28 protein-coding genes are annotated in these 23372 nt (G+C 58.8%); 16 read left to right on the top strand and 12 right to left on the bottom strand.

Features of this window, described 5'->3' with window-relative positions; genetic code table 11:
* The first annotated feature begins 39 nt into the window (after positions 1-39).
* The gene (locus tag K5E40_RS03425; RefSeq protein WP_221729628.1) at positions 40-924 is read left to right on the top strand and encodes a LysR substrate-binding domain-containing protein; all 885 of its coding nucleotides are present in this window, start codon (positions 40-42) and stop codon (positions 922-924) included.
* 21 nt (positions 925-945) lie between these two features.
* Here K5E40_RS03425 and K5E40_RS03420 read toward each other — a convergent pair whose 3' ends face one another.
* On the bottom strand, positions 946-1281 hold the full coding sequence (locus K5E40_RS03420) for a hypothetical protein (RefSeq protein WP_221729627.1): 336 nt from the start codon (positions 1279-1281) through the stop codon (positions 946-948).
* 182 nt (positions 1282-1463) lie between these two features.
* Between K5E40_RS03420 and K5E40_RS03415 the strand changes: the two genes are divergently transcribed.
* Positions 1464-1703 (top strand): hypothetical protein, encoded by a 240-nt coding sequence (locus tag K5E40_RS03415; RefSeq protein ID WP_221729626.1) that lies wholly within the window; start codon positions 1464-1466, stop codon positions 1701-1703.
* A 66-nt stretch (positions 1704-1769) separates the two neighbouring features.
* Here the strand turns inward: K5E40_RS03415 and K5E40_RS03410 are convergent, their stop codons facing one another.
* Positions 1770-1967, bottom strand: coding sequence for a DUF2188 domain-containing protein (locus K5E40_RS03410; RefSeq protein ID WP_221729625.1), 198 nt, complete (start codon positions 1965-1967; stop codon positions 1770-1772).
* Between the two features lie 221 nt (positions 1968-2188).
* Here K5E40_RS03410 and K5E40_RS03405 point away from each other — a divergent pair, with 221 nt between their 5' ends.
* Positions 2189-2551: an NUDIX hydrolase gene (locus tag K5E40_RS03405; protein WP_221729624.1), complete on the top strand. Its 363-nt coding sequence runs from the start codon at positions 2189-2191 to the stop codon at positions 2549-2551.
* A gap of 3 nt (positions 2552-2554) precedes the next feature.
* Here K5E40_RS03405 and K5E40_RS03400 read toward each other — a convergent pair whose 3' ends face one another.
* Together K5E40_RS03400 and K5E40_RS03395 are read right to left on the bottom strand one after the other, a co-directional pair.
* Positions 2555-2797 carry a DUF1652 domain-containing protein gene (locus tag K5E40_RS03400; RefSeq protein WP_221729623.1) on the bottom strand — a complete coding sequence of 81 codons (243 nt, stop codon included), beginning with the start codon at positions 2795-2797 and terminating at the stop codon, positions 2555-2557.
* 115 nt (positions 2798-2912) lie between these two features.
* A complete protein-coding gene (locus tag K5E40_RS03395) occupies positions 2913-3812 on the bottom strand; it encodes a polysaccharide deacetylase family protein (protein ID WP_221729622.1) in 900 nt (299 codons plus the stop codon).
* A 214-nt stretch (positions 3813-4026) separates the two neighbouring features.
* Here K5E40_RS03395 and K5E40_RS03390 point away from each other — a divergent pair, with 214 nt between their 5' ends.
* The gene (locus tag K5E40_RS03390) at positions 4027-4707 is read left to right on the top strand and encodes an SOS response-associated peptidase (RefSeq protein WP_221729621.1); all 681 of its coding nucleotides are present in this window, start codon (positions 4027-4029) and stop codon (positions 4705-4707) included.
* 267 nt (positions 4708-4974) lie between these two features.
* Positions 4975-5247, top strand: coding sequence for a hypothetical protein (locus K5E40_RS03385; RefSeq protein ID WP_221729620.1), 273 nt, complete (start codon positions 4975-4977; stop codon positions 5245-5247).
* 54 nt (positions 5248-5301) lie between these two features.
* Here the strand turns inward: K5E40_RS03385 and K5E40_RS03380 are convergent, their stop codons facing one another.
* Positions 5302-5448, bottom strand: coding sequence for a hypothetical protein (locus K5E40_RS03380; RefSeq protein ID WP_221729619.1), 147 nt, complete (start codon positions 5446-5448; stop codon positions 5302-5304).
* A gap of 251 nt (positions 5449-5699) precedes the next feature.
* On the opposite strand from K5E40_RS03380, the gene K5E40_RS03375 reads away from it, so the two are divergent.
* Positions 5700-6086, top strand: coding sequence for a DUF2784 domain-containing protein (locus tag K5E40_RS03375; protein ID WP_221729618.1), 387 nt, complete (start codon positions 5700-5702; stop codon positions 6084-6086).
* Here K5E40_RS03375 and K5E40_RS03370 read toward each other — a convergent pair.
* Positions 6083-6610, bottom strand: a complete 528-nt coding sequence (locus tag K5E40_RS03370; RefSeq protein WP_221729853.1) for a DUF3087 domain-containing protein — start codon at positions 6608-6610, stop codon at positions 6083-6085. The two genes, K5E40_RS03375 and K5E40_RS03370, sit on opposite strands and share 4 nt — an antisense overlap.
* Before the next feature lie 225 nt (positions 6611-6835).
* Between K5E40_RS03370 and ppnN the strand changes: the two genes are divergently transcribed.
* On the top strand, positions 6836-8209 hold the full coding sequence (ppnN, locus tag K5E40_RS03365) for a nucleotide 5'-monophosphate nucleosidase PpnN (RefSeq protein ID WP_221729617.1): 1374 nt from the start codon (positions 6836-6838) through the stop codon (positions 8207-8209).
* A 204-nt stretch (positions 8210-8413) separates the two neighbouring features.
* Here the strand turns inward: ppnN and K5E40_RS03360 are convergent, their stop codons facing one another.
* Both K5E40_RS03360 and K5E40_RS03355 read right to left on the bottom strand, forming a co-directional pair.
* The gene (locus tag K5E40_RS03360) at positions 8414-9817 is read right to left on the bottom strand and encodes an FAD/NAD(P)-binding protein (RefSeq protein ID WP_221729616.1); all 1404 of its coding nucleotides are present in this window, start codon (positions 9815-9817) and stop codon (positions 8414-8416) included.
* On the bottom strand, positions 9818-10381 hold the full coding sequence (locus K5E40_RS03355) for a helix-turn-helix domain-containing protein (protein ID WP_221729615.1): 564 nt from the start codon (positions 10379-10381) through the stop codon (positions 9818-9820).
* 85 nt (positions 10382-10466) lie between these two features.
* On the opposite strand from K5E40_RS03355, the gene K5E40_RS03350 reads away from it, so the two are divergent.
* From K5E40_RS03350 to K5E40_RS03320, 7 genes are all read left to right on the top strand, one after another.
* On the top strand, positions 10467-11402 hold the full coding sequence (locus K5E40_RS03350; RefSeq protein WP_221729614.1) for a DMT family transporter: 936 nt from the start codon (positions 10467-10469) through the stop codon (positions 11400-11402).
* A 243-nt stretch (positions 11403-11645) separates the two neighbouring features.
* Positions 11646-14564: a monovalent cation/H+ antiporter subunit A gene (locus K5E40_RS03345; RefSeq protein ID WP_221729613.1), complete on the top strand. Its 2919-nt coding sequence runs from the start codon at positions 11646-11648 to the stop codon at positions 14562-14564.
* Positions 14564-14908 (top strand): Na+/H+ antiporter subunit C, encoded by a 345-nt coding sequence (locus K5E40_RS03340; RefSeq protein ID WP_016775082.1) that lies wholly within the window; start codon positions 14564-14566, stop codon positions 14906-14908. The genes K5E40_RS03345 and K5E40_RS03340 overlap by 1 nt, the downstream gene beginning before the upstream one ends.
* Positions 14905-16584 carry a monovalent cation/H+ antiporter subunit D gene (locus tag K5E40_RS03335; RefSeq protein WP_221729612.1) on the top strand — a complete coding sequence of 560 codons (1680 nt, stop codon included), beginning with the start codon at positions 14905-14907 and terminating at the stop codon, positions 16582-16584. Before K5E40_RS03340 ends, K5E40_RS03335 begins: the two co-directional genes overlap by 4 nt.
* Positions 16581-17069, top strand: a complete 489-nt coding sequence (locus K5E40_RS03330; protein WP_221729611.1) for a Na+/H+ antiporter subunit E — start codon at positions 16581-16583, stop codon at positions 17067-17069. Before K5E40_RS03335 ends, K5E40_RS03330 begins: the two co-directional genes overlap by 4 nt.
* Positions 17066-17344, top strand: a complete 279-nt coding sequence (locus K5E40_RS03325; RefSeq protein WP_221729610.1) for a K+/H+ antiporter subunit F — start codon at positions 17066-17068, stop codon at positions 17342-17344. Before K5E40_RS03330 ends, K5E40_RS03325 begins: the two co-directional genes overlap by 4 nt.
* Positions 17341-17703, top strand: coding sequence for a Na+/H+ antiporter subunit G (locus K5E40_RS03320; protein ID WP_221729609.1), 363 nt, complete (start codon positions 17341-17343; stop codon positions 17701-17703). Before K5E40_RS03325 ends, K5E40_RS03320 begins: the two co-directional genes overlap by 4 nt.
* A 157-nt stretch (positions 17704-17860) precedes the next feature.
* On the opposite strand, the gene K5E40_RS03315 is transcribed toward K5E40_RS03320, so the two are convergent.
* Positions 17861-18301 (bottom strand): DUF3995 domain-containing protein, encoded by a 441-nt coding sequence (locus tag K5E40_RS03315; RefSeq protein ID WP_221729608.1) that lies wholly within the window; start codon positions 18299-18301, stop codon positions 17861-17863.
* A 93-nt stretch (positions 18302-18394) separates the two neighbouring features.
* On the opposite strand from K5E40_RS03315, the gene K5E40_RS03310 reads away from it, so the two are divergent.
* Entirely contained in the window at positions 18395-18781 is a 387-nt protein-coding gene (locus K5E40_RS03310) for a DUF2946 domain-containing protein (protein ID WP_221729607.1), read from the top strand.
* Between the two features lie 92 nt (positions 18782-18873).
* Positions 18874-21006, top strand: coding sequence for a TonB-dependent siderophore receptor (locus K5E40_RS03305; protein ID WP_221729606.1), 2133 nt, complete (start codon positions 18874-18876; stop codon positions 21004-21006).
* Between the two features lie 88 nt (positions 21007-21094).
* On the opposite strand, the gene K5E40_RS03300 is transcribed toward K5E40_RS03305, so the two are convergent.
* From K5E40_RS03300 to K5E40_RS03290, 3 genes are all read right to left on the bottom strand, one after another.
* The gene (locus tag K5E40_RS03300; protein ID WP_221729605.1) at positions 21095-22111 is read right to left on the bottom strand and encodes an ABC transporter substrate-binding protein; all 1017 of its coding nucleotides are present in this window, start codon (positions 22109-22111) and stop codon (positions 21095-21097) included.
* 134 nt (positions 22112-22245) lie between these two features.
* A complete protein-coding gene (locus tag K5E40_RS03295; RefSeq protein ID WP_221729604.1) occupies positions 22246-22437 on the bottom strand; it encodes a hypothetical protein in 192 nt (63 codons plus the stop codon).
* 8 nt (positions 22438-22445) lie between these two features.
* Positions 22446-22895, bottom strand: a complete 450-nt coding sequence (locus K5E40_RS03290) for a hypothetical protein (protein WP_163005233.1) — start codon at positions 22893-22895, stop codon at positions 22446-22448.
* Between the last annotated feature and the right edge of the window lie 477 nt (positions 22896-23372).

The following is a 23372-nucleotide window of genomic DNA, read 5'->3' as shown; positions in this document are numbered from 1 at the left end:
ACAACCGTAAATTCGACCCGCTATCAATGACTTTTACGAATGAATCCGCGAACACTCACGCCTTCCATGTCGTTATTACTGGCCTTCGAGGCCGCCGCACGCCATGAAAGCTACACCCGCGCCGCCCATGAGCTGTCGTTGACGCAAAGCGCGGTCAGCCGTCAGGTGCAAATTCTGGAGAAGATGCTCGGCATGCGCTTGTTCAATCGTGAAGGTCGCAAAGTCGTCCTGACCGATGTCGGGCGCATGTATCAACGCGAACTCGCCGAAGCCCTCGGGCAGATCCGCAGCGCGACCCTGCAAGCCATGGCGTTTGGTTCCGGGATCCACAGTTTGCGATTGGCAACGCTGCCAACGTTTGGCTCGAAATGGTTGTTGCCGCGCCTCAAGGACTTCTACACCGCGCACCCGGGCATGACCGTACACCTGCACTCACGCATCGAGGCAATTGACTTTGATACCAGTGAAATCGATGCCGCCATCTGCGTCGGCGGCGGTGAATGGCCGGGACTGACTGCCCTGCCCCTGCACACAGAAGAACTGGTGGTGATTGCCAGTGCGCAGTGGTCTGCTGCCGAGCGCAATGGCGCAGAGCAACACATCGCCGGGCAATTGCTGCTCAACGTCAGCAGTAATGCCCAGGCATGGGCGGAATGGTTCAGCCATCACGCCTTGCCGCATCGCAGCATGCGCATCGGGCCGAGCTTTGAAATGACGTCGCACTTGATTCAGGCCGTACGCGCGAATATCGGCGTAGGCCTGGTGCCGCGAATTCTGGTCGAGGAAGAGTTGTTGAATGGCGAGTTGCTGCAACTGGGAGAGCCCATCACCAGTCGGCGCAGCTATTACCTGGTCTATCCACCGCGCAACGAAACACTGCCTTCGCTGAAGGCGTTTCGGGACTGGTTGGTGGATACGCTCTGACGGTGCTTCTTAAGCATATCGTTACAGGCAGTCACGCACCGATTTGCGCAACGAACCGGACTTGGCCCACGGCGGCCCCTGATACAGCGATACGCGGCTGCCGTCCTTGTATTTCACGATATCGAGAATCTCGTCAGCGGTGATGATGCTGGGCGCCGTAATGCGGTAGCCGTTGGAAATCGACGTTTGCGAAGCCTTTGCAACATCCTGCTGCCACAACGGCAATACACACGCAGCATAGTCTTTGGGCGCTTTGTCACTGGTCTTGCTGAGATTAGGCTCACCCGGCACCAATGAAGCCGGCAACGAGCAACCGGCCAACATGACCAACGCCAAACTCCCGATCCATATCCGCATTATGTTTTCCTGCTTAAAAAAAGCGAATGTATCGCGTAACGGAGTACACATCCATCATGGCCCCGCGCCCTCAATGGTGATTGGGCAATTTTCATATCCTTTGAGCCGATGACAGACGAACTGCGCACACACCGTGAAAAATGCGACTAGTCTTTTCTACCGAGAATGTTCTGGAGATGATCATGCGGCTCAATGAATACGAACACGAACTTCAGCGTGACTTGCAAAGTGTCGCCTCGGATCTGCGATGGTCGGCCGTCGACCTCAAACGTATCGCCGAACAGTTGCGCCAGTCCGGCAATGAGGCGGATGCTCAGACCGTACTGAGATCCTGTGAGGTACTACAGAGCGATGAAGAGCGGCTGCAACTGTATGCCAAGGAAGTGAAGGCTCGCGCCATCAGCCGTACCAAGGTTCACTGACGCCGACACTCCCCAAACACAAGCCCCGGCATAAACCGGGGCTCTTTCGTTACAGGTTACAGATAGTCAGCTCACGCGCTCACGCTGAGCACCCGTCGAGCGCTTTTTGTAACCGGGGAGCGCCGCCGCATACGCCAGCGCTTCTTCCCTGCTGCGAAACGACGCAAGCCGGTCACCTTGGGTGCAGACCCGCCACGGGCCGTTGTTCACGCTGAGCACGTCATAGCCGTTCATGTGCATCTTGTTCAACATGGGAATGCTCATGGACACCTCCTGTCCGCTAACGGTTGGTTCAGCTACACGCTTTTACCTTACACCCTGATTGCGCCGAAATGCCGACCGAGTGTCGCTATGCTGTCTGTCAGGGGTTTGGCCGTTTTCGTACAACCAAAAGCGCCAAAACCCAAGGAACCTTTGAGCAAGGACCCGGCTCGAATATTGCAGTTTTATTTCATGCTTGTGACAGCCCGTCAAAAAGGTAACAAATGAAAGTACGCGCAACCGTTATTTGCGAACAGGATCGACACGTACTCCTGGTGCGCAAACCCCGCTGCCGCTGGACATTGCCCGGCGGCAAGGTTGAGCCTGGGGAAACCCGAGCGGATGCGGCCATGCGTGAATTGCAGGAAGAAACCGGACTGGATGCCGACGATGTGCTTTACCTGATGGAACTGCAAACCGGGAGCACGCGGCATCACGTCTACGAGGCATCGGTATTGAACATTGACCAGGTACGCCCGCAGAACGAGATCACCGATTGCATCTGGCATCCACTGGACGCGGTACAGAACCTGGAAACCAGCGACGCGACATTGCGCATCGTTCAGGCGTTTCAGCGGCGTTTATGAGGTTTAACCGGCGAAGGCCCTTCGCCCGGCACTGATCTCCGTGCGTAACTCACCGATGAAGTTGGAAATGTCGCGGATCGTGACGAGATGTTCCGGGGAAACACCATTGAGCAGTAACTCGACGTGACCGCTGTCGGGTTCGTAGACTTTGATTTGCAACAGCCCCTGCGGCGTAGGGATGCAGTCGCATTTAAACGCGGGGAAGCCGGATTCGACAATGCGGCAAATATCGGCAATGGCAAGCATGGGTGGACGCCTCGCAGGCGATGAGAGAGTCGGTCGACCCACAAAGCATAGATGAGCCATTGGTGTCCTGCTCGATGCAACCATGCCAACCGGATCACAACGTTGACCCGACGACTCAGTGGGCGTCATGATCCCAGACCCAGTTCCAGATGCCCGGTAACTCCACTTGATCCGAACTTTGCTGAACCGTGCGCGCCAGCGCGGCCTTCTCCAGCGCAGCGTGGTCATCGTAGAACGGCTTGTCCGCCAGCCTCACGCCAGTGGCTGCTGCGCTGTCCAGGAGGATTTGCAGATATTCGCGAGTATGCCGCGCGGTGTAGCGATTAAGGTCATGGAAGGTCACCACTACCGGAATGACCCCGTCCACGGTTGGAAACTCGCCAAGAGCGATGCGCTCCCGGACTTGCGACAACTGCCGCAACAGGTTAGCCCGGCGACGCGGGCTGGCGTTAAACCCCCAAATCTTGCCGTCATTAGCGCTCAAATCCGTCAACAAGACGTGTAATCCATGTTGTTGATAGGCGGCAAAAGTGCGCTTGTCGTAGTTCCAGAATGGCGGACGCAATAACCTGGGTGGCGCCCCGGTAATGGCGGCGATGTCAGCCGTACCGTTGCTCAGCGACGTTTCCAGTTCCTGCGGGTCGAGCAAGCGATGATTGGTGTGCCAGTGGGTCGCGGTGTGAAAACCGAGGATATGCCCCTCCTCATGCTCGCGACGCATGATGGCGCGGCCGATCTCGCTGTCGCCTGCCCTGGGCGCACGGGTCTGGACGAAGAACACCGCTTTGATGCCCGGTTGCAGGGGGTTGTCTTTGAGGCTGTCGAGGACCGTGGCCGACGGATTCCAGAAACTCGAGGCGCTGGGGCCATCATCGTACGTCAGCAAAAAGCGCACCGGCGCTTGAGCTTTCAGGCGTGTTTCGGTTTGCGCGGTCAATTCGATGGGCGCGGCAATGCAACCGGCCAACCCCAAAACAATGGCCGCTGCACAAAGAAGTCTGAATCCGGTTGTCATGTTTTGCCTTGAGTCTGATCGCTGCGGTCACGTTGTCGATTGGCAAAACTCCCTCGCCTTTATCCGTCCCTGCGCCCGGCTCTGCGAGCCGAGGTTGGATAAGGTACACAGGGTTTGGTTCCGGCGCTCGTTCAGTAAGCCAGTGTCTGCTCAAGACAAGGATTGAGAGCGCATCAGCGACTAAGCTGAAACCGTCCAACCGGAGATTCAGCCCATGTGCGGAAGACTCTCGCAGTACCGTGGCATTCACGATTTCGTTGCTGTGCTGAGCATCCCGGATGCGTTGCTCAATCATGTGGGCGACGCGCCGCTGAATCGCTACAACGCGGCCCCGACCACTTCGCTGGCCGTGCTCCATCAGCACGATCAACGACTATGCGCTGACAACCTGCGCTGGGGCTGGCGCCCACACTGGGCCAAGGATCGCGCAGCGCCAATCAACGCGCGAGTGGAGAAAGTCGCCCATGGCCCATTCTTCCGGGCCATCTGGCGGCATCGCTTGATCGTCCCGGTCGACAACTGGTTTGAGTGGGTGGATGCCGAGGATAAAACCCGACAACCGTGGCTGATCCGTCGGGCCGATCACGGACCAGTTTTCTGCGCCGCCATCGGACAACTTCCTACATCCGGCACGCAGGCGCGGGACGACGATGGATTTGTGATCATCACTGCGGACAGCGTCGGCGGCATGCTTGATATCCATGATCGTCGACCTGTGGTGTTCTGCGCAGATTTGGTGCGCGAATGGCTCGATCCAGCAACGCCCGTCGAACGGGCCGAACATATGCTCCTGTTCGAAGGCGAAGCTTCGGAGACGTTCGAATGGTACAAAGTCGCTAAAACCGTTGGAAATTCACGCCATCAGGGCGCCAAACTAATAGAACAACTGACATGAATGTTCTTTGCATCAATTTATTTAAAAAGATTCGAATCAATAGTGATTCCGTTTCATTACAACAAGCGTTTCAACAATGAAACAGTCATCTGCAAAACAGTCGTTTGAACGAACTAACCGCCTGTCAGACATTTCAACCGTCATGCATACATTTAGACGCGCTAGAGATAGCATGCGCGCCGCATTTCCATTTGGCATACCAATTGACCGAAGAGTCAAAAAAACCAGGAATCCCCAACAACGTTATCAAACCTGCAGAGAACCAAGTTGCGCGACGATTTTGCAATCAATCAGGCCAACGACCTGGAGTGTATTCATCTGTCCATGACAGAACGCTTTCAACTCGACTGTTTTATCGGCCACTACATAAAAACCCGAAACCTGCGTGCCGTTCCCGACATCGAACGTATCCTGCGCACCACCCTCGAAGGGTATCCTGGTCAAGCACCGGTGATGGTCAACGAACTTAATGCCTGGATCGACAAAACTTTGGGATATCGGGCCTCACACCCCGATTTAACGCAGATGGACGATCTCTGAAATAACGAAAAGCCCCGCTCAGGCTCTGATGCGGGGCTTTTTCGCAAGAATCAATTACAACTTGCGGTCAGGTTCCGATAGCTCTCTGCCGTCATCGTGTTTCCAGGTTTGCTCCTTGTGCTTCTCCCGCTCTATTTCTTCTTGCGTCGGCTCATCCGTCTCATCGTCATCCAGTTCAGGATGCTCTTGCTCAGTCGTCATGCGCACCTCCTGTCACAAATAAATTGCCCTCCTTACAGCGTAGAGCAGTTTCACGCGGGCAACTTACAACCACCAGCGTCTTGAAGAAACCTACTGCGCGGCAACCGTGAATCGGAGATAACACTCTACAACCAGAAAAGCCGTTGATAACGGTGCCAGTAACAACCCATCTCTGGCTTGAACAATCTTGCCCCATTGCCCAGGGCCTGCGCGTAACATAGCGCCATTCACAATTGCGTCAGGGAGACGACATGCTGTACCGAATCACAGCCGACGGGCTGGTGCTGTTTCATTTGCTGTTCATTGTGTTCGTGCTGTTCGGCGGGTTGCTGGTGCTCAAGTGGCCACGGCTGATGTGGTTGCACTTGCCCGCCGCCGCGTGGGGCTTCGCGGTCGAGGTGTTGCACCTGACCTGTCCGTTGACCTACTGGGAAAACCTGATGCGCCACGCCGCCGGACAGACGGAATACGCCGGCGGATTCATCGAGCATTACATCTGGCCGATCATCTACCCGGCCGGGCTGACACCGCAGATTCAACTGGCACTCGGCAGCGTGGTGCTGGCGATCAACCTGTTTGTCTATGGGCGGCTGATCCGCTCGTGGAAACTGCGCCGAGCCAGGCGCATTCCGTTTTAACGCGACGCGGATTTCAAGGCTTCCAGCCACGCCGGATCAAGGCGCGGCTGATCGATATCAAGCCCCAACGCCTGCATGCGCTCCTTATGTTGCTCGACTTCCCGCCACAGCTGCCCATGATCGCTGGAATTACCGTCCAGTTCATGCATCTGGGTCAGCCCCAAATGATAGAAGCGCAACACCTTCATCGCCGTCGGATCGTTTTTTTCTACCGCCGCCGTCACCTGATGCATCACATTGGTAACACGCATCAGGCTACGCTTGAGCCGCCAGCTATAAACAGCCGGGGCCATCCAGCTCTGATTCCAGAATCGCCCGCGCAACAGCCCCGCCGTCAACAGGAACGCCACAAACACACCACCGACATTGAACCGCAGATTATCGCCGCCAGGCTCACCGAACAGCGCCACTGCCACCGTCGAAAACAACATCGCCAGCACCAGAAACAGCACGGCGATGATGATCGTGCTGCGGCGGGTCTGCTGGCGAAAAGTAGCGGCATCCATCGGCTGAATTTCAAACATCACGAATGACTTCCTTGAGCGGCAAAAAAGGGCAACGGAAAAAACCGGCCGGGGCATTATCGCCTCTGCGGTGGATTTAGCTATGCTGGGGCTCCTTTTCATCTTTTTATCAATCAACGGGGACATGGCGGTACAGCGCAGATCGTGCCATCTTCATTCATGGATACACACTATTCGGATGCCATTCGCCTGGTTTTGGGATGACATCGTTTTAAGGATCATTGCATGACCCAACGACACGTAATCAACGCCTCGGTCAGCCCGAAGGGCAGCCTGGAAACCCTTTCTCAACGTGAAGTTCAGCAACTGAGCGAAGCCGGATCCGGCAGCACCTACACCCTCTTCCGCCAGTGCGCCCTGGCCATCCTCAATACCGGCGCGCATGTCGATAACGCCAAGACCATTCTTGAAGCCTACAAAGATTTCGAAATCCGCATTCACCAGCAAGATCGCGGTGTGCGCCTGGAGCTGCTGAACGCTCCCGCCGACGCCTTCGTCGACGGCGAAATGATCGCCAGCACCCGCGAAATGCTGTTCAGCGCCCTGCGCGACATCGTCTACACCGAGAATGAACTCGACAGCCAACGCATCGACCTGAGCACTTCGCAAGGCATCAGCGACTACGTCTTCCACCTGCTGCGCAACGCTCGCACCCTGCGCCCGGGTGTCGAGCCGAAAATCGTGGTGTGCTGGGGCGGCCACTCGATCAACACCGAAGAGTACAAATACACCAAGAAAGTCGGCCACGAACTGGGCCTGCGCAGCCTCGACATCTGCACCGGTTGCGGCCCCGGCGTGATGAAAGGCCCGATGAAAGGCGCGACCATTGCCCACGCCAAACAACGCATTCATGGCGGTCGCTACCTCGGCTTGACCGAGCCGGGCATCATCGCCGCCGAAGCGCCTAACCCGATCGTCAACGAACTGGTGATCCTGCCGGACATCGAAAAACGCCTCGAAGCGTTCGTGCGCGTTGGCCACGGCATCATCATCTTCCCGGGCGGCGCCGGTACTGCCGAAGAGTTTCTGTACCTGCTGGGTATCCTGATGCACCCGGACAACGAGGGCCTGCCGTTCCCGGTAGTGCTGACCGGGCCGAAACATGCCGCACCGTATCTGGAGCAACTCGACGCGTTTGTCACCGCCACCCTAGGCGAAGCCGCAAAACAGCACTACGAAATCATCATTGACGACCCGGCGGAAGTGGCGCGCCAGATGACTCAGGGCCTGAGAGCCGTGAAGCAGTTCCGCCGCGAACGCAACGACGCCTTCCACTTCAACTGGCTGTTGAAAATCGACGAGGGGTTCCAGCGTCCGTTCGATCCGACCCACGAAAACATGGCCAACCTCAAACTGCACCGCGACCAGCCACCGCACGAACTGGCGGCCAACCTGCGCCGGGCGTTCTCCGGGATCGTTGCCGGCAATGTCAAGGACAAGGGCATCCGCCTGATCGAAGATCACGGGCCGTACCAGATCCGCGGTGACGCCGCGATCATGCAACCGCTGGACGCGCTGCTCAAAGCCTTCGTCGCCCAGCACCGGATGAAATTGCCGGGCGGCGCGGCGTATGTGCCGTGTTATCAAGTGGTGGCGTAAGCTTTCAGCCGCTACACAACCCTGTGGGAACTAGCTTGCTAGCGAATAGGCCAGACCAGTAGACAGAGATGTTGAACCTGCTGGCCTCTTCGCAGGCAAGCCCGCTCCTACAGTGTCCGAGTCGTACATGTGATGTGTGAACAACACTGAAACCTGTGGGAGCGGGCTTGCCCGCGAAGAGGCCCTGATCAGCAGCCTCAATGCTCAGCCTTGCTCAGCACCCAATCGCACCGCCAACGCCTTCGCCTGTAACGCCACATCGGTCACTGCCGTACTCTCCCACCACATTCCGCGCAATGGCGGGCCCATGGCGAACAACCGATTCGCTGCCTGCCCGTGTTCGTTCAGCACTGCACCATCAATCGCAGCCGCGATCCCCAACGCCAACGGCCCCGGTCGCACCAATCCCCGAGCCAGCAACTGCTGCGGCAACGGTCGAGCCACCCGACGCCAGTCATACTCGATGCCACTGGAATTGATCAGCGCAGCGCCATGAACTACACAGGTTTCAGCCTCACCACGGCGACGAATGCGAATACTCACACCGTCCGCCACGCACGTTTCAAGCCCTTTGAAGGAAGCCGCCTGAATCCGCAACCGCCCCTCGCCCTGCAGCCGTTCGACCAACTGCGCACTCAGCGGCGGCGAACGATGGTGATGGCTTTCCCACCAAGGCCGCACATGGCGTACGAATTGTCGACGCTGCACGTCAGTCGCCTGGCTCCACAAGCGTCCAATATGAGCGCGCACCGTGTCCAGCGGCGCCTGCCAATCAACGCCTTGGGCGATGGCCTCACGGCAATGCCGACGCAATTCGCGCAGCAACTGCCGTGGCGAGCGGATGCCAGGATTTTCAGCGAGGAAGTCCACCCAAACCGGTGGTTGGCGCCGTACGTGAGGCAGCAAGCCGTGACGGGAGAACACTTCAATCGGCCCGCGATGCCCGGCTTGCTCCAGCGACACCACGGCGTCGACCATGGTCAGGCCAGAACCGATGATCAGCACGGTCGATTGCGGATCGAGTTGGCGCATGGCCGCGACGTCCCACGGGTCAAGTGCGGTGGCGTTGAGGCCACTGGATTCCTTCTGCGGCGTGCGTGCGGCGGGAAACATACCCGTGGCGAGCACAGCGAATGCGCCGTGTAAAAGTTGACCGTCACTCAAGGTCAACTGCACTGAATGCGCATCGGCTTGCAGATCGACGACCTCCGCGCGTACATGCTCGACTGTCGAGCCTTGTTGCGCACCAACACGGCGGGCTTCGGCTAACCGTTGTTGCACATAAACGCCGAACAACCCACGAGGCGGGAACAACTCACTGACAGGCACATTTTGCTCAGCCGACTCCGGCCAGCCACCAGCGGCAATATGCTCGGTCAGCCACTGCGTAAGGTCATTCGGGTTATCCGGGTCGACGCTCATTCGCGCCGCGTTGCCATTAAGCGTATGGCCAGGTTCGACTGCGCTGTAAGCCTCGCCGCGCCCCACTTCGGCGCGCGGTTCAATGATCAGAATCTTGCGTTGACCGGGCAGACGCAGCAATTGCACCGCCAGCATCGTGCCGCTGAGGCCGCCGCCAATAATCAGGATATCTGCGCTCTGACTCATTCAAATCACCACATTACGGACAAAACGCGCCGCCACATCCCCATCATTGCGATAGGCGTGCGGCTGGTTGCTGGCGAACATGAAAAACTCACCCGCCCTGATTTGCTGCGGTTGATCGCCGAGCATCAGCGTCAGGCAACCCGCAAACACATAAATCTGCTCACTCCAACCGTCGGCATCCGGTTGCGAGGGATACACCTCGCCGGGTTGCAGGCACCACTCCCACTGTTCGACTTCGCGAGTCGCCGTGGCTTTGGACAGCAGCACCGCTTTACTGCCAGGGATCGTGCCCGCCCACGCCACTTCGTTGATGCGGCTCGGATCGCGCGCGTCGGATGCCTGGATCAGATCACTGAAGGCGACGTCGAGCGCTTCGGCAACGCGGTCGAGGGTGGTCAGGCTGACGTTTTTCTCGCCCGCCTCGATCGCCACCAGCATGCGCCGACTGACCCCGGATTTTTCCGCGAGCGCGGTCTGGCTCAGGTCAGCGGCATGCCGCAGGCGCCGGACGTTCTGGCTGACGTGTTGCAGGACGGACGCTCGTTGGCTGGAATCTTTGGGCACTATATTGCTCACTCGGTGGGGTTGGGCAGTATACTGCGCAACGTTGGGCGCATTGTGCGTCCTGCCTTTTATAGTGCGCAAGGTTATGACGTCAGTGAATCGCCCCGACACTTCCCTCCGTTTCTCCCGTTTCAGCAAAGCCGAGTGCGTGCTGGTGCTGATCACCATGGTCTGGGGCGGCACTTTTCTGCTGGTTCAGCACGCGATGACGGTCAGCGGCCCGATGTTTTTCGTCGGCCTGCGCTTTGCCGCCGCAGCGTGCATCGTGGCGCTGTTCTCTTGGCGCCATCTGCGCCAACTGACCCTGTTCGAACTCAAGGCCGGCGCCTTCATTGGTGTGGCGATCATGCTCGGCTACGGTTTGCAGACGGTCGGCTTGCAAACGATCCCGAGCAGTCAGTCAGCATTCATCACCGCGTTGTACGTGCCGTTCGTCCCGTTGCTGCAATGGCTGGTGCTCGGACGGCGGCCGGGGTTGATGCCGAGCATCGGCATCATGCTGGCGTTCACCGGTTTGATGCTGCTATCGGGGCCGTCGGGGGCCTCGCTGAACTTCAGCCCCGGGGAAATCGCCACGCTGATAAGCGCCATTGCCATTGCCGCCGAAATCATTCTGATCAGCACCTATGCCGGGCAAGTCAATGTGCGCCGGGTGACCGTCGTGCAGTTGGCGGTGACGGCAGTCTTGTCGTTTCTGCTGGTGGTGCCGACGAGTGAAGCGATTCCGGACTTTTCCTGGACGCTACTGGTGACCGCACTGGGACTGGGCGCCGCGAGTGCGGCGATTCAGGTGGCGATGAACTGGGCACAGAAGAGTGTATCGCCGACGCGGGCCACGTTGATCTATGCCGGCGAGCCGGTGTGGGCCGGGATTGTCGGACGGATTGCCGGTGAGCGCTTGCCAGCGATTGCACTGCTGGGCGCAGGGTTGATTGTGGCGGCGGTAATTGTCAGTGAGTTGAAGACCAAGGGTAAGGCTGCCGAAGCAGAGACTGAACTGGAGCGGGAAACTCAGGGTTAAACCAGGCTGGGTGATGTCCGAAGCATTGCCTTCGCGAGCGAGCCCGCTCCCGCAGGTATTGTTTGTACCCCGTGAGCGTAAGCCCGCTCGCGATGAGGCCATCACTGGCAACATCCTTCCCCGCGAAACAATGCCAAACAGAAATTTCCAGACTACTTTGTAGGATTCTGAGACATCCTGGCGTTTGGTGATCGGAGGGCTGGCACGTATGATGCTTCACAAACTTCCGCAGATTAGAAGCCTATGTCCCTGATAGTTCTACTGCTTCTGCCTTTCATAGGCAGCTGTCTGGCAGCGGTGCTGCCACACAATGCGCGTAATACCGAATCCCTGTTGGCAGGTCTTGTCGCTCTGATCGGCACCGTCCAGGTCGCGATGTTGTATCCGCAAATCGCCGATGGCGGCGTCATCCGCGAAGAGTTCATGTGGCTCCCCAGCCTGGGGTTGAACTTCGTCCTGCGCATGGACGGCTTCGCTTGGCTATTCTCGATGCTGGTGCTCGGCATCGGCACACTCGTCTCTTTATATGCCCGTTATTACATGTCACCGGACGACCCGGTGCCGCGTTTCTTCGCATTTTTTCTGGCGTTCATGGGCGCCATGCTCGGGCTGGTGATCTCCGGCAACCTGATCCAGATCGTGTTTTTCTGGGAGCTGACCAGCCTCTTCTCGTTCCTGTTGATCGGCTATTGGCACCACCGCGCGGACGCCCGCCGCGGTGCCTATATGGCATTGATGGTTACAGGGGCCGGTGGACTATGTCTGCTGGCGGGGGTCATGATCCTCGGCCATGTCGTCGGCAGCTATGACCTGGACAAGGTCCTGGCCGCCGGCGATCAGATTCGCGCACATGCCCTCTACCCTATCTTGCTTCCCCTCATTCTTATTGGCGCACTCAGCAAAAGTGCCCAGTTCCCCTTCCACTTCTGGCTGCCCCACGCGATGGCGGCGCCAACGCCAGTCTCCGCGTACCTGCACTCGGCAACCATGGTCAAGGCCGGGGTTTTCTTGCTGGCGCGTCTGTGGCCATCGCTGTCCGGCAGTGAAGAATGGTTCTACATCGTCAGCGGTGCCGGCGCCTGTACGCTGTTGCTCGGCGCCTATTGCGCGATGTTCCAGAACGATCTCAAAGGTTTGCTGGCCTACTCGACCATCAGCCACTTGGGCCTGATCACCCTACTGCTGGGGCTGAACAGTCCGCTGGCCGCCGTCGCGGCGGTGTTCCACATCCTTAACCACGCCACGTTCAAGGCCTCGCTGTTCATGGCGGCAGGCATCATCGACCACGAAAGCGGTACTCGCGATATCCGCAAACTCAGCGGGTTGATCAGACTGATTCCGTTCACGGCGACGCTGGCCATGGTTGCCAGCGCCTCGATGGCCGGCGTGCCGTTGCTCAACGGCTTCCTGTCGAAGGAGATGTTCTTCGCCGAAACCGTGTTCATCAACGCCACAGCGTGGGTCGAAGCGGCGTTACCAATTGTCGCGACCATCGCTGGTACGTTCAGCGTCGCTTACTCGCTACGTTTCACCGTCGATGTGTTCTTTGGCCCGCCAGCCACCGACCTGCCGCACACCCCGCACGAACCGCCCCGCTGGATGCGTGCGCCGGTCGAACTGCTGGTGTTCACCTGCCTGGTCGTGGGGATTTTCCCCGCACAAGTGGTCGGCCCGCTACTCGCGGCCGCCGCGCTGCCTGTGGTGGGGGGCTCCTTGCCGGAGTACAGCCTGGCGATCTGGCACGGTCTGAACGCACCGATGATCATGAGCCTGATTGCCATGTCCGGCGGCATCGTCCTCTATTTGTTGCTACGCAAGCAGCTCAAGCGTGGGCGCTTCAAATATCCGCCACTGATTGGCCGCTTCAACGGCAAGCACCTGTTCGAGCGCAGTCTGGTCGTCATGATGCGTGTGGCCCGTCGGGTCGAGCGCCGACTCGGCACCCGCCGCCTCCAAATGCAATTGTTTCTGGTGGTATTGGCGGCGGTGCTCGCTGGCCTGATTCCGATGTTGCACAGCAGCCTGAGTTGGGGCGACCGGCCGAAAATCCCCGGCTCCATCGTCTTCGTGACTCTGTGGCTACTGGCAATTGCCTGCGCCCTTGGTGCCGCTTGGCAGGCCAAGTATCACCGTCTCGCGGCTTTGACCATGGTCAGCGTTTGCGGCCTGATGACCTGCGTCACCTTCGTCTGGTTCTCCGCACCGGATCTGGCCCTCACGCAATTGGCGGTCGAAGTGGTCACAACGGTACTGATCCTGCTAGGCCTGCGCTGGCTGCCACGACGGATCGAGGAAGTCTCGCCACTGCCGAGCACCCTGCGCAAGGCGCGCATTCGTCGTCTGCGCGACTTGCTGCTGTCGATTGCCGTCGGCGGCGGCATGGCACTGCTGTCGTACGCCATGCTCACGCGCCAGACACCGAACGACATTTCTTCGTTCTACCTCAGTCGCGCCTTGCCCGAAGGTGGTGGCAGCAACGTGGTCAACGTGATGCTGGTGGACTTCCGTGGCTTCGATACCCTCGGCGAAATCACCGTGCTGGTCGCGGTGGCGCTGACCGTGTTTGCCCTGCTACGCCGCTTCCGCCCACCGAAAGAAAGCCTGCAACTGCCCGCACAGCAACGCCTGCTGGCGCCGGACGTGGTCACCGATCTGGTCAACCCGCGTACGGCCAGCGACACCGCGCTCGGTTTCATGATGGTGCCAGCGGTGCTGGTACGACTGCTGCTGCCGATTGCACTGGTGGTGTCGTTCTACCTGTTCATGCGCGGCCACAATCAGCCGGGCGGCGGTTTTGTCGCCGGTTTGGTGATGTCGGTGGCGTTCATCCTGCAATACATGGTGGCCGGTACGCAGTGGGTCGAGGCGCAGATGAGCCTGCGCCCCTTGCGCTGGATGGGGACCGGGTTGCTGTTCGCCACGGCGACCGGGCTCGGAGCGATGGCGGTCGGCTACCCGTTCCTGACCACGCACACCTGGCATTTTGCACTGCCGCTGCTGGGCGAGATCCATATCGCCAGTGCGCTGTTCTTTGATATCGGCGTGTACGGCGTAGTGGTCGGTTCGACGCTGTTGATCCTCACGGCCCTCGCCCACCAATCGGTGCGCGGGCACAAGACCGCATCGTTACCCAAGTCCGTCGCCAGCAAAGGAGCCGTCTGATGGAAGAAGTCATCGCAATCGCCATCGGCATCCTCGCCGCGTCCGGCGTCTGGCTGATCCTGCGACCACGGACCTTTCAGGTGGTCATGGGCCTGTGCCTGCTGTCATACGCGGTCAACCTGTTCATCTTCAGCATGGGCAGCCTGTTTATCGGCAAGGAGCCGGTGATCAAAGACGGCGTGACGCAAGATTTGCTGCACTACACCGACCCGCTACCACAGGCGCTGGTATTGACGGCAATCGTCATCAGCTTCGCCATGACCGCGTTGTTCCTCGTCGTTCTGCTCGCCTCGCGCGGCCTGACCGGCACCGACCACGTTGACGGCCGGGAGCCTAAAGAATGATGGCGATGACTCACCTGATCGCCGCACCGATTCTGCTGCCGCTGCTGACCGCCGCCATCATGTTGATGCTCGGCGAGAAACACCGACCGCTGAAGGCGAAAATCAACCTGTTCTCCAGCCTGCTCGGCCTGTTCATTTCCGTGATGTTGCTGCAATGGACGCAGACCACTGGCGTGCCCGGCTCAATCGGCGTTTACCTGCCGGGCAATTGGCAGGCGCCGTTCGGCATCGTGCTGGTGGTTGATCGCCTATCGGCGTTGATGCTGGTGCTGACCGGGATCATCGGCGTCAGCGCCCTCCTCTTTGCGATGGCACGTTGGGATGGCGCGGGCTCAAGCTTCCACGCATTGTTCCAGATTCAGTTGATGGGCCTGTATGGCGCGTTCCTCACTGCTGATCTGTTCAACCTGTTCGTGTTCTTCGAAGTGCTGCTGGCCGCGTCCTACGGTCTGTTGCTGCATGGCTCGGGCCGGGCGCGGGTGTCGTCGGGTTTGCATTACATCTCGATCAATCTGCTCGCCTCGTCGCTGTTTCTGATCGGTGCGGCGCTGATCTATGGCGTCACCGGCACGCTGAACATGGCCGATCTGGCCCTGAAAATTCCACTGGTGCCGGAAGCCGACCGTGGTTTGCTGCACGCCGGTGCGGGGATTCTCGCGGTAGCGTTCCTGGCCAAGGCCGGCATGTGGCCGCTGAACTTCTGGCTGGTGCCGGCGTACTCTTCGGCCAGCGCGCCGGTGGCGGCGATGTTCGCGATCATGACCAAGGTCGGCGTTTATACCCTGCTGCGCCTGTGGACCCTGCTGTTCTCCGGCCAGGCTGGGGCTTCGTCCTTCTTCGGTGGCGACTGGCTGATCTACGGCGGCATGGCGACGATAGCGTGCGCAGCGCTGGCGATTATTGCTGCGCAACGGCTTGAGCGCATGGCCAGCCTGAGCATTCTGGTGTCGGCGGGGATACTGCTGTCGGCCGTGGGTTTCGCCCAGCCGAACCTGATCGGCGCGGCACTGTTCTATCTGGTCAGCTCGACCTTGGCGTTGAGCGCACTGTTCCTGCTGGCTGAGTTGATCGAGCGTTCACGCTCGGCCAACGAGATTGCGCTGGAAGACGAAAGCGAACTGCTGCCGCGCCCGCAGGAATCCCTGCAACCGCCCAAAGGCATCAACCTCGACGACGAGCAGAAAGCCGTGGTCGGTCAAGTCATCCCATGGACCATGGCGTTTCTCGGTCTGAGTTTCATTGCCTGCGCCCTGCTGATCATCGGCATGCCACCGCTGTCCGGATTCATCGGCAAACTCAGCCTGATCGGTGCGCTGCTCAATCCGCTGGGGCTGGGCACCGACGCGCCCATTTCCAATGCAGCATGGGCGTTGCTCGCGCTGCTGATCCTCTCCGGGCTAGCGTCGTTGATGGCCTTCTCTCGCCTCGGCGTCCAGCGTTTCTGGACGCCGCAAGAGCGCCCTTCGCCGCTTTTGCGCAAACTCGAATGCGCGCCGATTTTCCTGTTGCTGGGGTTGAGCATCCTTCTCACGTTCAAGGCTGAGCCGCTGCTGCGCTACACCCAAGCGACCGCTGACGCCTTGCACAACCCGCAGCAGTACGTGATGGCCGTGCTCGGCACTCGCGCCGTACCGAGTCCGGAAGCCAAAGCCGCCATGCTGGAGGTGCAGCCATGAAGCGCGTGTTTCCTGCACCGTTGTTATCCCTGGCGCTGTGCGTTTTGTGGCTGACGCTGAATCTTTCGGTCAGCCCCGGTAATCTGCTGCTCGGCATAATGCTGGGTTTTGCTGCGCCGCTGATGATGCGTAAATTGCGTCCCAAACCCGTGCGCATTCGCCGTCCCGGGACGATCCTGCGTCTGCTCCTGCTTGTCGGCCGTGACGTGGTGATGTCCAACCTGATCGTGGCGTGGGGCGTGCTCAACGCCGGTCGCCGCCCGCCACGCTCGCGTTTTGTCAAAGTGCCGCTGGAACTGCGCGACGCCCACGGACTGGCCGCGCTGTCGATGATCTGCACGGTAGTGCCCGGCACGGTGTGGTCGGAACTGTCGCTGGATCGCAGCATTTTGCTGCTGCACATTTGGGATCTGGATGATGAAGCGCAGTTCATTGAGCACTTCAAGACTGCTTACGAGCGGCCGTTGATGGAGATTTACGAATGAGCCCATTCCTGTCGAACGCGATCCTGCTGACGCTGTTTTTGTTCTCGCTGGCGATGGTGCTGACCCTGATCCGCCTGTTCAAAGGGCCGTCGGCGCAGGATCGAGTGTTGGCGCTGGATTATCTGTACATCGTTGCGATGCTGATGATGCTGACCCTGGGCATTCGTTACGCCAGTGACACTTACTTCGAAGCGGCGCTGCTGATTGCGCTGTTCGGCTTCGTCGGCTCGTTTGCCCTCGCGAAATTCCTGCTGCGTGGCGAGGTGATCGAATGAACGCTGAATTGTCTCTGTGGGTCGAGATTCCGGTGGCGATCCTGCTGGTGCTCGGCGGTGTGTTTACGCTGATCGGCGCGACCGGGTTGCTGCGGATGAAAGACTACTTCCAGCGCATGCACCCGCCAGCACTGGCTTCGACGCTGGGTGCATGGTGCGTGGCACTGGCGTCAATCATCTGCTTTTCAGCGCTGAAATCCGGGCTGGTACTGCATGCCTGGTTGATCCCGATTCTGCTGGCGATCACCATGCCGGTGACCACGTTGCTGCTGGCGCGGGCGGCGTTATTCCGCAAGCGCATGGCTGGGGATGACGTGCCGGCTGAAGTCAGTAGCAGGCGGACTGAGAACGGTAGCTAGTTTGCAATCATCAGTGTCAGGGCCGGACCTCTTCGCGGGCAAGCCCGCTCCCACAGGGTTTTGAGTGAAACCGGCATTGGTGGACATCATCAATCACTGTGGGAGTGGGCTTGCCCGTAAAGAGGCCCGCCCTGTCAACACGCAAACCCGCTCAGCCTCAAACCCACGCCACCGCTAACAACCCCGCCCCCAATACCAAACACAACGGCGAATACATCCAGGTATCCAGCCGCGCAAATCGCGAGCCCTTCACTTCCTTGAAAAACCCCACCAGATTCGAATCGCCAATCGCCCGGGCGAACATCAACAGCGCAATCGCGCTGATCACCCATTGCAATGCCTTGTGATTAACCGCCGGGAAACCCCAGCCAACCCGCAGACACACCAGTGCAGCGATCAGCAATAACCCAGCCGCCACCACCAATGTGATCCAGCCCGACGGTTTGAACGCCGGTCGCACCGTCGCGACAAAACCTTCCACCGGTATTTGCGGTACCGCCGCCACCGCCGCCCATTGCCCACCCAACGCCCAATACACATGCACCAAGGCGATCACCGCAAAAGTGGCCGCCATCCATTGAGCCAACATAAAAGTCATGATTGAAATCCTTGAAAGGGATTTGAACAAATGATCCTAGTCGCATTTTTTTCAAGTGCACGACCGATCGGCGGTACGGTAAAGTGCCGCCCCATGAAATTCTCCACTACCGATCGCTCACTGCTGGCCTGGGTACTTTATTGCTGCGTCCTGTTCAACGTGTTCGCGTGCAGCATCGGTCACGGACAAATGGTCGGAATGCAGCTCAACGGCATTGGCGGCCAGTTCTGTACGGTGGACCCGAGGACGCAAGCGCCGCTGGCATCCAATCCCACCGAAGAAAAACTACCGACCCTGTCCAAAGCTTTCGGTTGCCCGTTGTGCTCCACCGGCGGCATGGGCCCGGCGTTCAACTCCAGCCTGACTCTGGCAGTCCTCCCTGAACAACACAGTCCGCCGCTGGCCCCGATTGTCAGCGCCGACCTCCCTGCCCGCTTCACCTGGCCCTCGGCCAACCCACGCGCCCCGCCACTCGCCTGAGTGCCCTTGCCTTTTTGATTGTTCAGCCCACTGCGCCAACGCGCGGCGTTTGCCTGTGCGCTGATTCCTAGACAAGTATTCAGGATTCTTTGATGAAACAACTCACTCTGCTGGCGAGCCTGTGCGGCTGCCTGTCTGTTAACGCCTGGGCGCAATCCACCGTGGATCTGGCGCCGATCACCATCGACGGCGAGGCCGGCACCGAACCGGGCCTGAGCCTCGACCAGTCCAGCGGCATGGCTTCGCGCCTTGGCTTGAGCGTGCGCGACACGCCCGCCTCGGTGGCCATCGCCAATCGCAACGACATCGAACGCCATGGCGCTCAGAACTTCCAGGACGCCGCCAACACCCTGCCCGGTGTCAACGCCAGCGCACCGCCGGGTTTCGGCGGTTTCATCTCCTATCGCGGCTTCACCAGCAGCCAGATCACCCAGATGTTCAACGGCATCAACGTGTCCGGCGGCCTCGCCCGGCCGGTGGATGCGTGGATTTATGATCGAGTGGAGTTACTCGGCGGCCCGTCTTCATTGGTCAATGGCGCAGGTTCGGTGGGCGGCTCGCTGAACTACGTGACCAAACTGGCGACCCGCGATGAACAAGCGGTTGAAGGCAGAGTCAGTTACGGCAGCTATGACACCACCGAAACCGCTTTCGGCCTCAACCACGCGCTGACCGACCCGAGCGCCGACGTGCAGCACTATGCGCGGCTGGACGTCAGCCACAACACCAGCAACGGCTACATCGATCGTCAGGAGCGCGACGCGTGGAGCCTAGCGTTCTCGTTGCTTAGCGACCTCACGCCGAATCTGTCCCATACCCTGGCCCTGGAATATCAGGACGAACACGAAGACAGTCCGTACTGGGGCACGCCCGTGCTCAACCCCAAGGCCGGCGAGTTGAAGATCGACAAACACAACCGTTTCAACAATTACAACGTCGCGGACGGTCGTTACGAGCAGCGCACAATCTGGCTGCGATCGATCATCGACTACCGAATCAACGACAGCACTACTTTGCGCAACACGCTGTATCACCTCGACAGCCAGCGCGATTACCGCAATCTTGAAACCTACCAGTACAACGCCGATAACACGGCAGTGAATCGCTCCACGGCGTATCAGGTACGCCACCAGGGTGAGCAGAACGGCAACCAGTTCGAACTGCGCCACGACAGCACACTGTTTGGTCTTGATACAACGTGGTCGAGCGGCTTTGAATACAAGGTCAACCAGACCACCAACTCGCCGCTCAACATCAAAGGCGCGAGCACCGTGGACCCGAACCACTATCGACCTGGGCACTTCTACGACATTCCCGGCACCCACCCTCAATTGATCAGCGACAAGACCAACCAGGTGACCACCAAAGCGCTGTTCGTGGAAAACCGTCTGGCGCTGACCGACAAGTTGTCGTTGCTCACGGGCCTGCGTTATGACGACATCAATCTCGACGTGACCAACCACCGAACCGTGACCGCCGCCAATCCAATGCATCTCAAACGCCGTTGGGAGCCGGTCACCGGTCGCGCAGGCCTGACGTATCAATTCATCCCTTCGGCCAACGTTTATGTGCAATACAGCACCGCCGCCGAGCAACCGAACGGCACCCAGGATTTCGACGTCTCGACGGGCAAGCAATGGGAGATTGGCAGCAAGTTCGACTACCTGAACGGCCGCGGCTCGGCAACGGTCGCGGCCTACACAATCGAACGCAAGGACTTCGCCGTCACCGATCCCCTGGACCCGACCAGCAGCATTGCAGTGGGCCAGCAAACGTCGAAAGGGATTGAGATTGCCAGTTCGCTGCAAATCACCGACAAGCTGTTGGCTGAAGGCAACTTTGCCTGGGTCAACGCGCAGTACGATGACTTCACCGAGAAAAACGCCGCTGGCGTGGTGGTATCGCGCAAAGGCAATACCCCCACCAATGTCCCTGACCGGGTCGGTAATCTGTGGCTGACCTACGATTTTTCACCGCAATGGCAAGGTGGGGTCGATGCGCGATATGTAGCCTCGGTGTTTGCCGATACCGCCAACACCATGACCGTGCCGTCATACACGCTGTTCGGCAGTTTCCTCAGTTACAAGGTTGATACGCACACAACGGTGACCGCGCGGGTGCGCAATTTGACGAATGAGGTGTATGCCGAGTTTGCGCATGTTTCGCCGGCGTATTACTTGGGTACGCCGCGTACCTTTGAATTGGCGGTGCAGACTCGATTCTAAAAGCTTCGCGAGCAAGCACGCTCCCACCGTTGAATGCATTCCACTGTGAGAGCGTGCTTGCTCGCGATGAGGCCACCAGACTCAACCCTTATTTCAGATCAGCCGAAACCTTATCCGCCACATCCTTCGGCAACCAGGCCTGCCACACATCCGGATGCGCCTTCATAAACGCTTCCGCTGCCTGACGCGGCGCGGTGTGGTTCTCGCTCATTTGCGCTAATGCCTTGTTCAACGGCCCAATCGGAAAATCCACTTTGCTGAAGAACTCGGCGATCTGCGGATACTGTTTCTGAAACGGCGTAGACACGCCAATCGACAGCTTCGACGCCAGCGAGCGGGTCGGTTTCGGGTTGGGATTATCGGCATCGGTCAACGTCTTCCACGCCTCGGCATCGAACGGCGGCTCTTGCAGTTGCACCAGTTTGAATTTTCCCAGCAACGGCGTCGGCGACCAGTAATAAAACAACACCGGTTTACCGCGACGAATCGAGGAGCTGATCTCAGCATCCAGCGCCGCCCCCGAGCCACTGCGGAAATTGGTGTAGTCATCCTGCAAGCCGTAAGCCGTCAGCTTCTGTTTGTTGACCACCTCAGACGTCCAGCCGATCGGGCTGTTAAGGAAACGCCCCTTGCTCGGGCTTTCCGGGTCCTTGAACACGTCTTTGTATTTGGCCAGATCATTGACACTGCGCAAGTCCGGCGCCAGCGGCTTGATGCCCTTGGCCGGATCACCCTTGATCACGTACTCCGGCACCCACCAGCCTTCGGTCGCACCCTTGACCGTATCGCCCAGGCTCACGACTTTGCCTTCGGCCTCAGCCTTGACCCACACTGGACTGCGCCCCGCCCACTCTTCGCCAATCACTTGAATGTCATTGTTCGCCAGCGCGGTTTCCAGTGTGATGGTGGTACCCGGCAATGTGTCAGTCGGCAGTCCGTATCCCTTCTCGACGATGATGCGCAGAACATCCGTGATCAGGCTGCCGCTTTCCCAGTTCAGGTCGGCAAAATGGATCGGCGCGGGTGCCGCCATCACCGACTGCGCTGAAGTCAGCAAACCGAATGTGGCCACACTGGCAGCCAATAACCGTCGAAATCCGTTCATGCATTGCACCTCGTGCTGTTCACAGCAATAGCAGAATGGCCTGACAGAAGACCGCAAGCCTCTGAATACTCAGTCAACTGACTGTAGCCGAGGTTCCTGCTTTTTCAGGGCCAAGCCCCGAACGATGTCAGGTTTCAGACATTTCCCTGCAAACTTTGCAGCTCGCGTCTGACCATGCTCGCGTATTCCGCCGGGCGCAACGTGTAAATCTGCGACGCCACCCAACCCAGCCAAGCACCTTGCAACTGGGCCTTTGCAGCAAACAAACGCTGGGCCTCTTCGCGTGCGCTTTCGAGGTTCTGCGAGTGAAAATCGGCGCGGCTCAACCCACCGATCACTCGCTGGCCTTAAAGGTCACCAGTTCGCCCTTGCGCCACTTCGCGGCTTTGGCAGTAACGGCTTTCAGAGTCTTGGTCAGGCCTTCCTGCAATTGCTCATTGGCGGCGAACACGGTCACCACGCTATGACCTTCCTTGAACAGGATCGCGTGGCCATCGGCAGTGTCGACGAAGGCGTAATCGCCAAGCCCATAGACCGTCAGTTTGATTTCGCGAAAGCGTATATCCATCTTGCCGCCTTCGCGGCTAGGCAGGACCGATGCGCTGAAATGATCGCCGACCTTGAGCTTGAGCCCCGGTTTGTCATCGACCACCAACGCACTTTCGGTGTCGATTTCGGCAACGTAAATGCCTTCGGCATTTTGCTCGGTGATGTAAACAAAACGCGACTGAAACAGCTTGACCAGCTTCGCACGCAAATCACCCAGCACGAACAAAGCATGCATATCGAGATTACTGACTGCCAAAGAAACATCCCCAGATCTGAAAAAACCGCACACGGAAAACGCGCACGGCAAAAAAACGGCCAGGCCGATGGAACCGCCAAATGACTCTAATAAAAGCTCGAACAGAGCAGACCGCTCATCCAACGAGAGGTTTCGTAAGACTACTGGATTGTCACTCGCGAAACTCACCCCGATGTCGCCAAAGCTTGAAGGAATAATCCTTACCGTCGGCCAGAGAACACTGACTACGAACTTTAGGGAAAATTCTCACGAAAAAAAGCAGTTTTCCGACATATCGCTCGCGAAAAATTGCTTTAGATAAGCCCCGTCGTCAACAGGTACTGGCGATTCTAGAGCAGCGATGCTCATTACGACTACCCGAAACGGCCTGTAAATATCGGCCAACTGATGAAAAGGACTTCACATGTGCACTCTGACTCACTTCGCCATGCCCGCTGACGCCCGACTCAAATCAAC

The sequence above is a fragment of the Pseudomonas baetica genome (genome assembly GCF_019733355.1).
GTDB lineage: Bacteria > Pseudomonadota > Gammaproteobacteria > Pseudomonadales > Pseudomonadaceae > Aquipseudomonas > Aquipseudomonas baetica_A.
The sequence above is the reverse complement of the archived record's forward strand: the minus strand, read 5'-3'. Positions and strand labels throughout refer to the sequence as shown.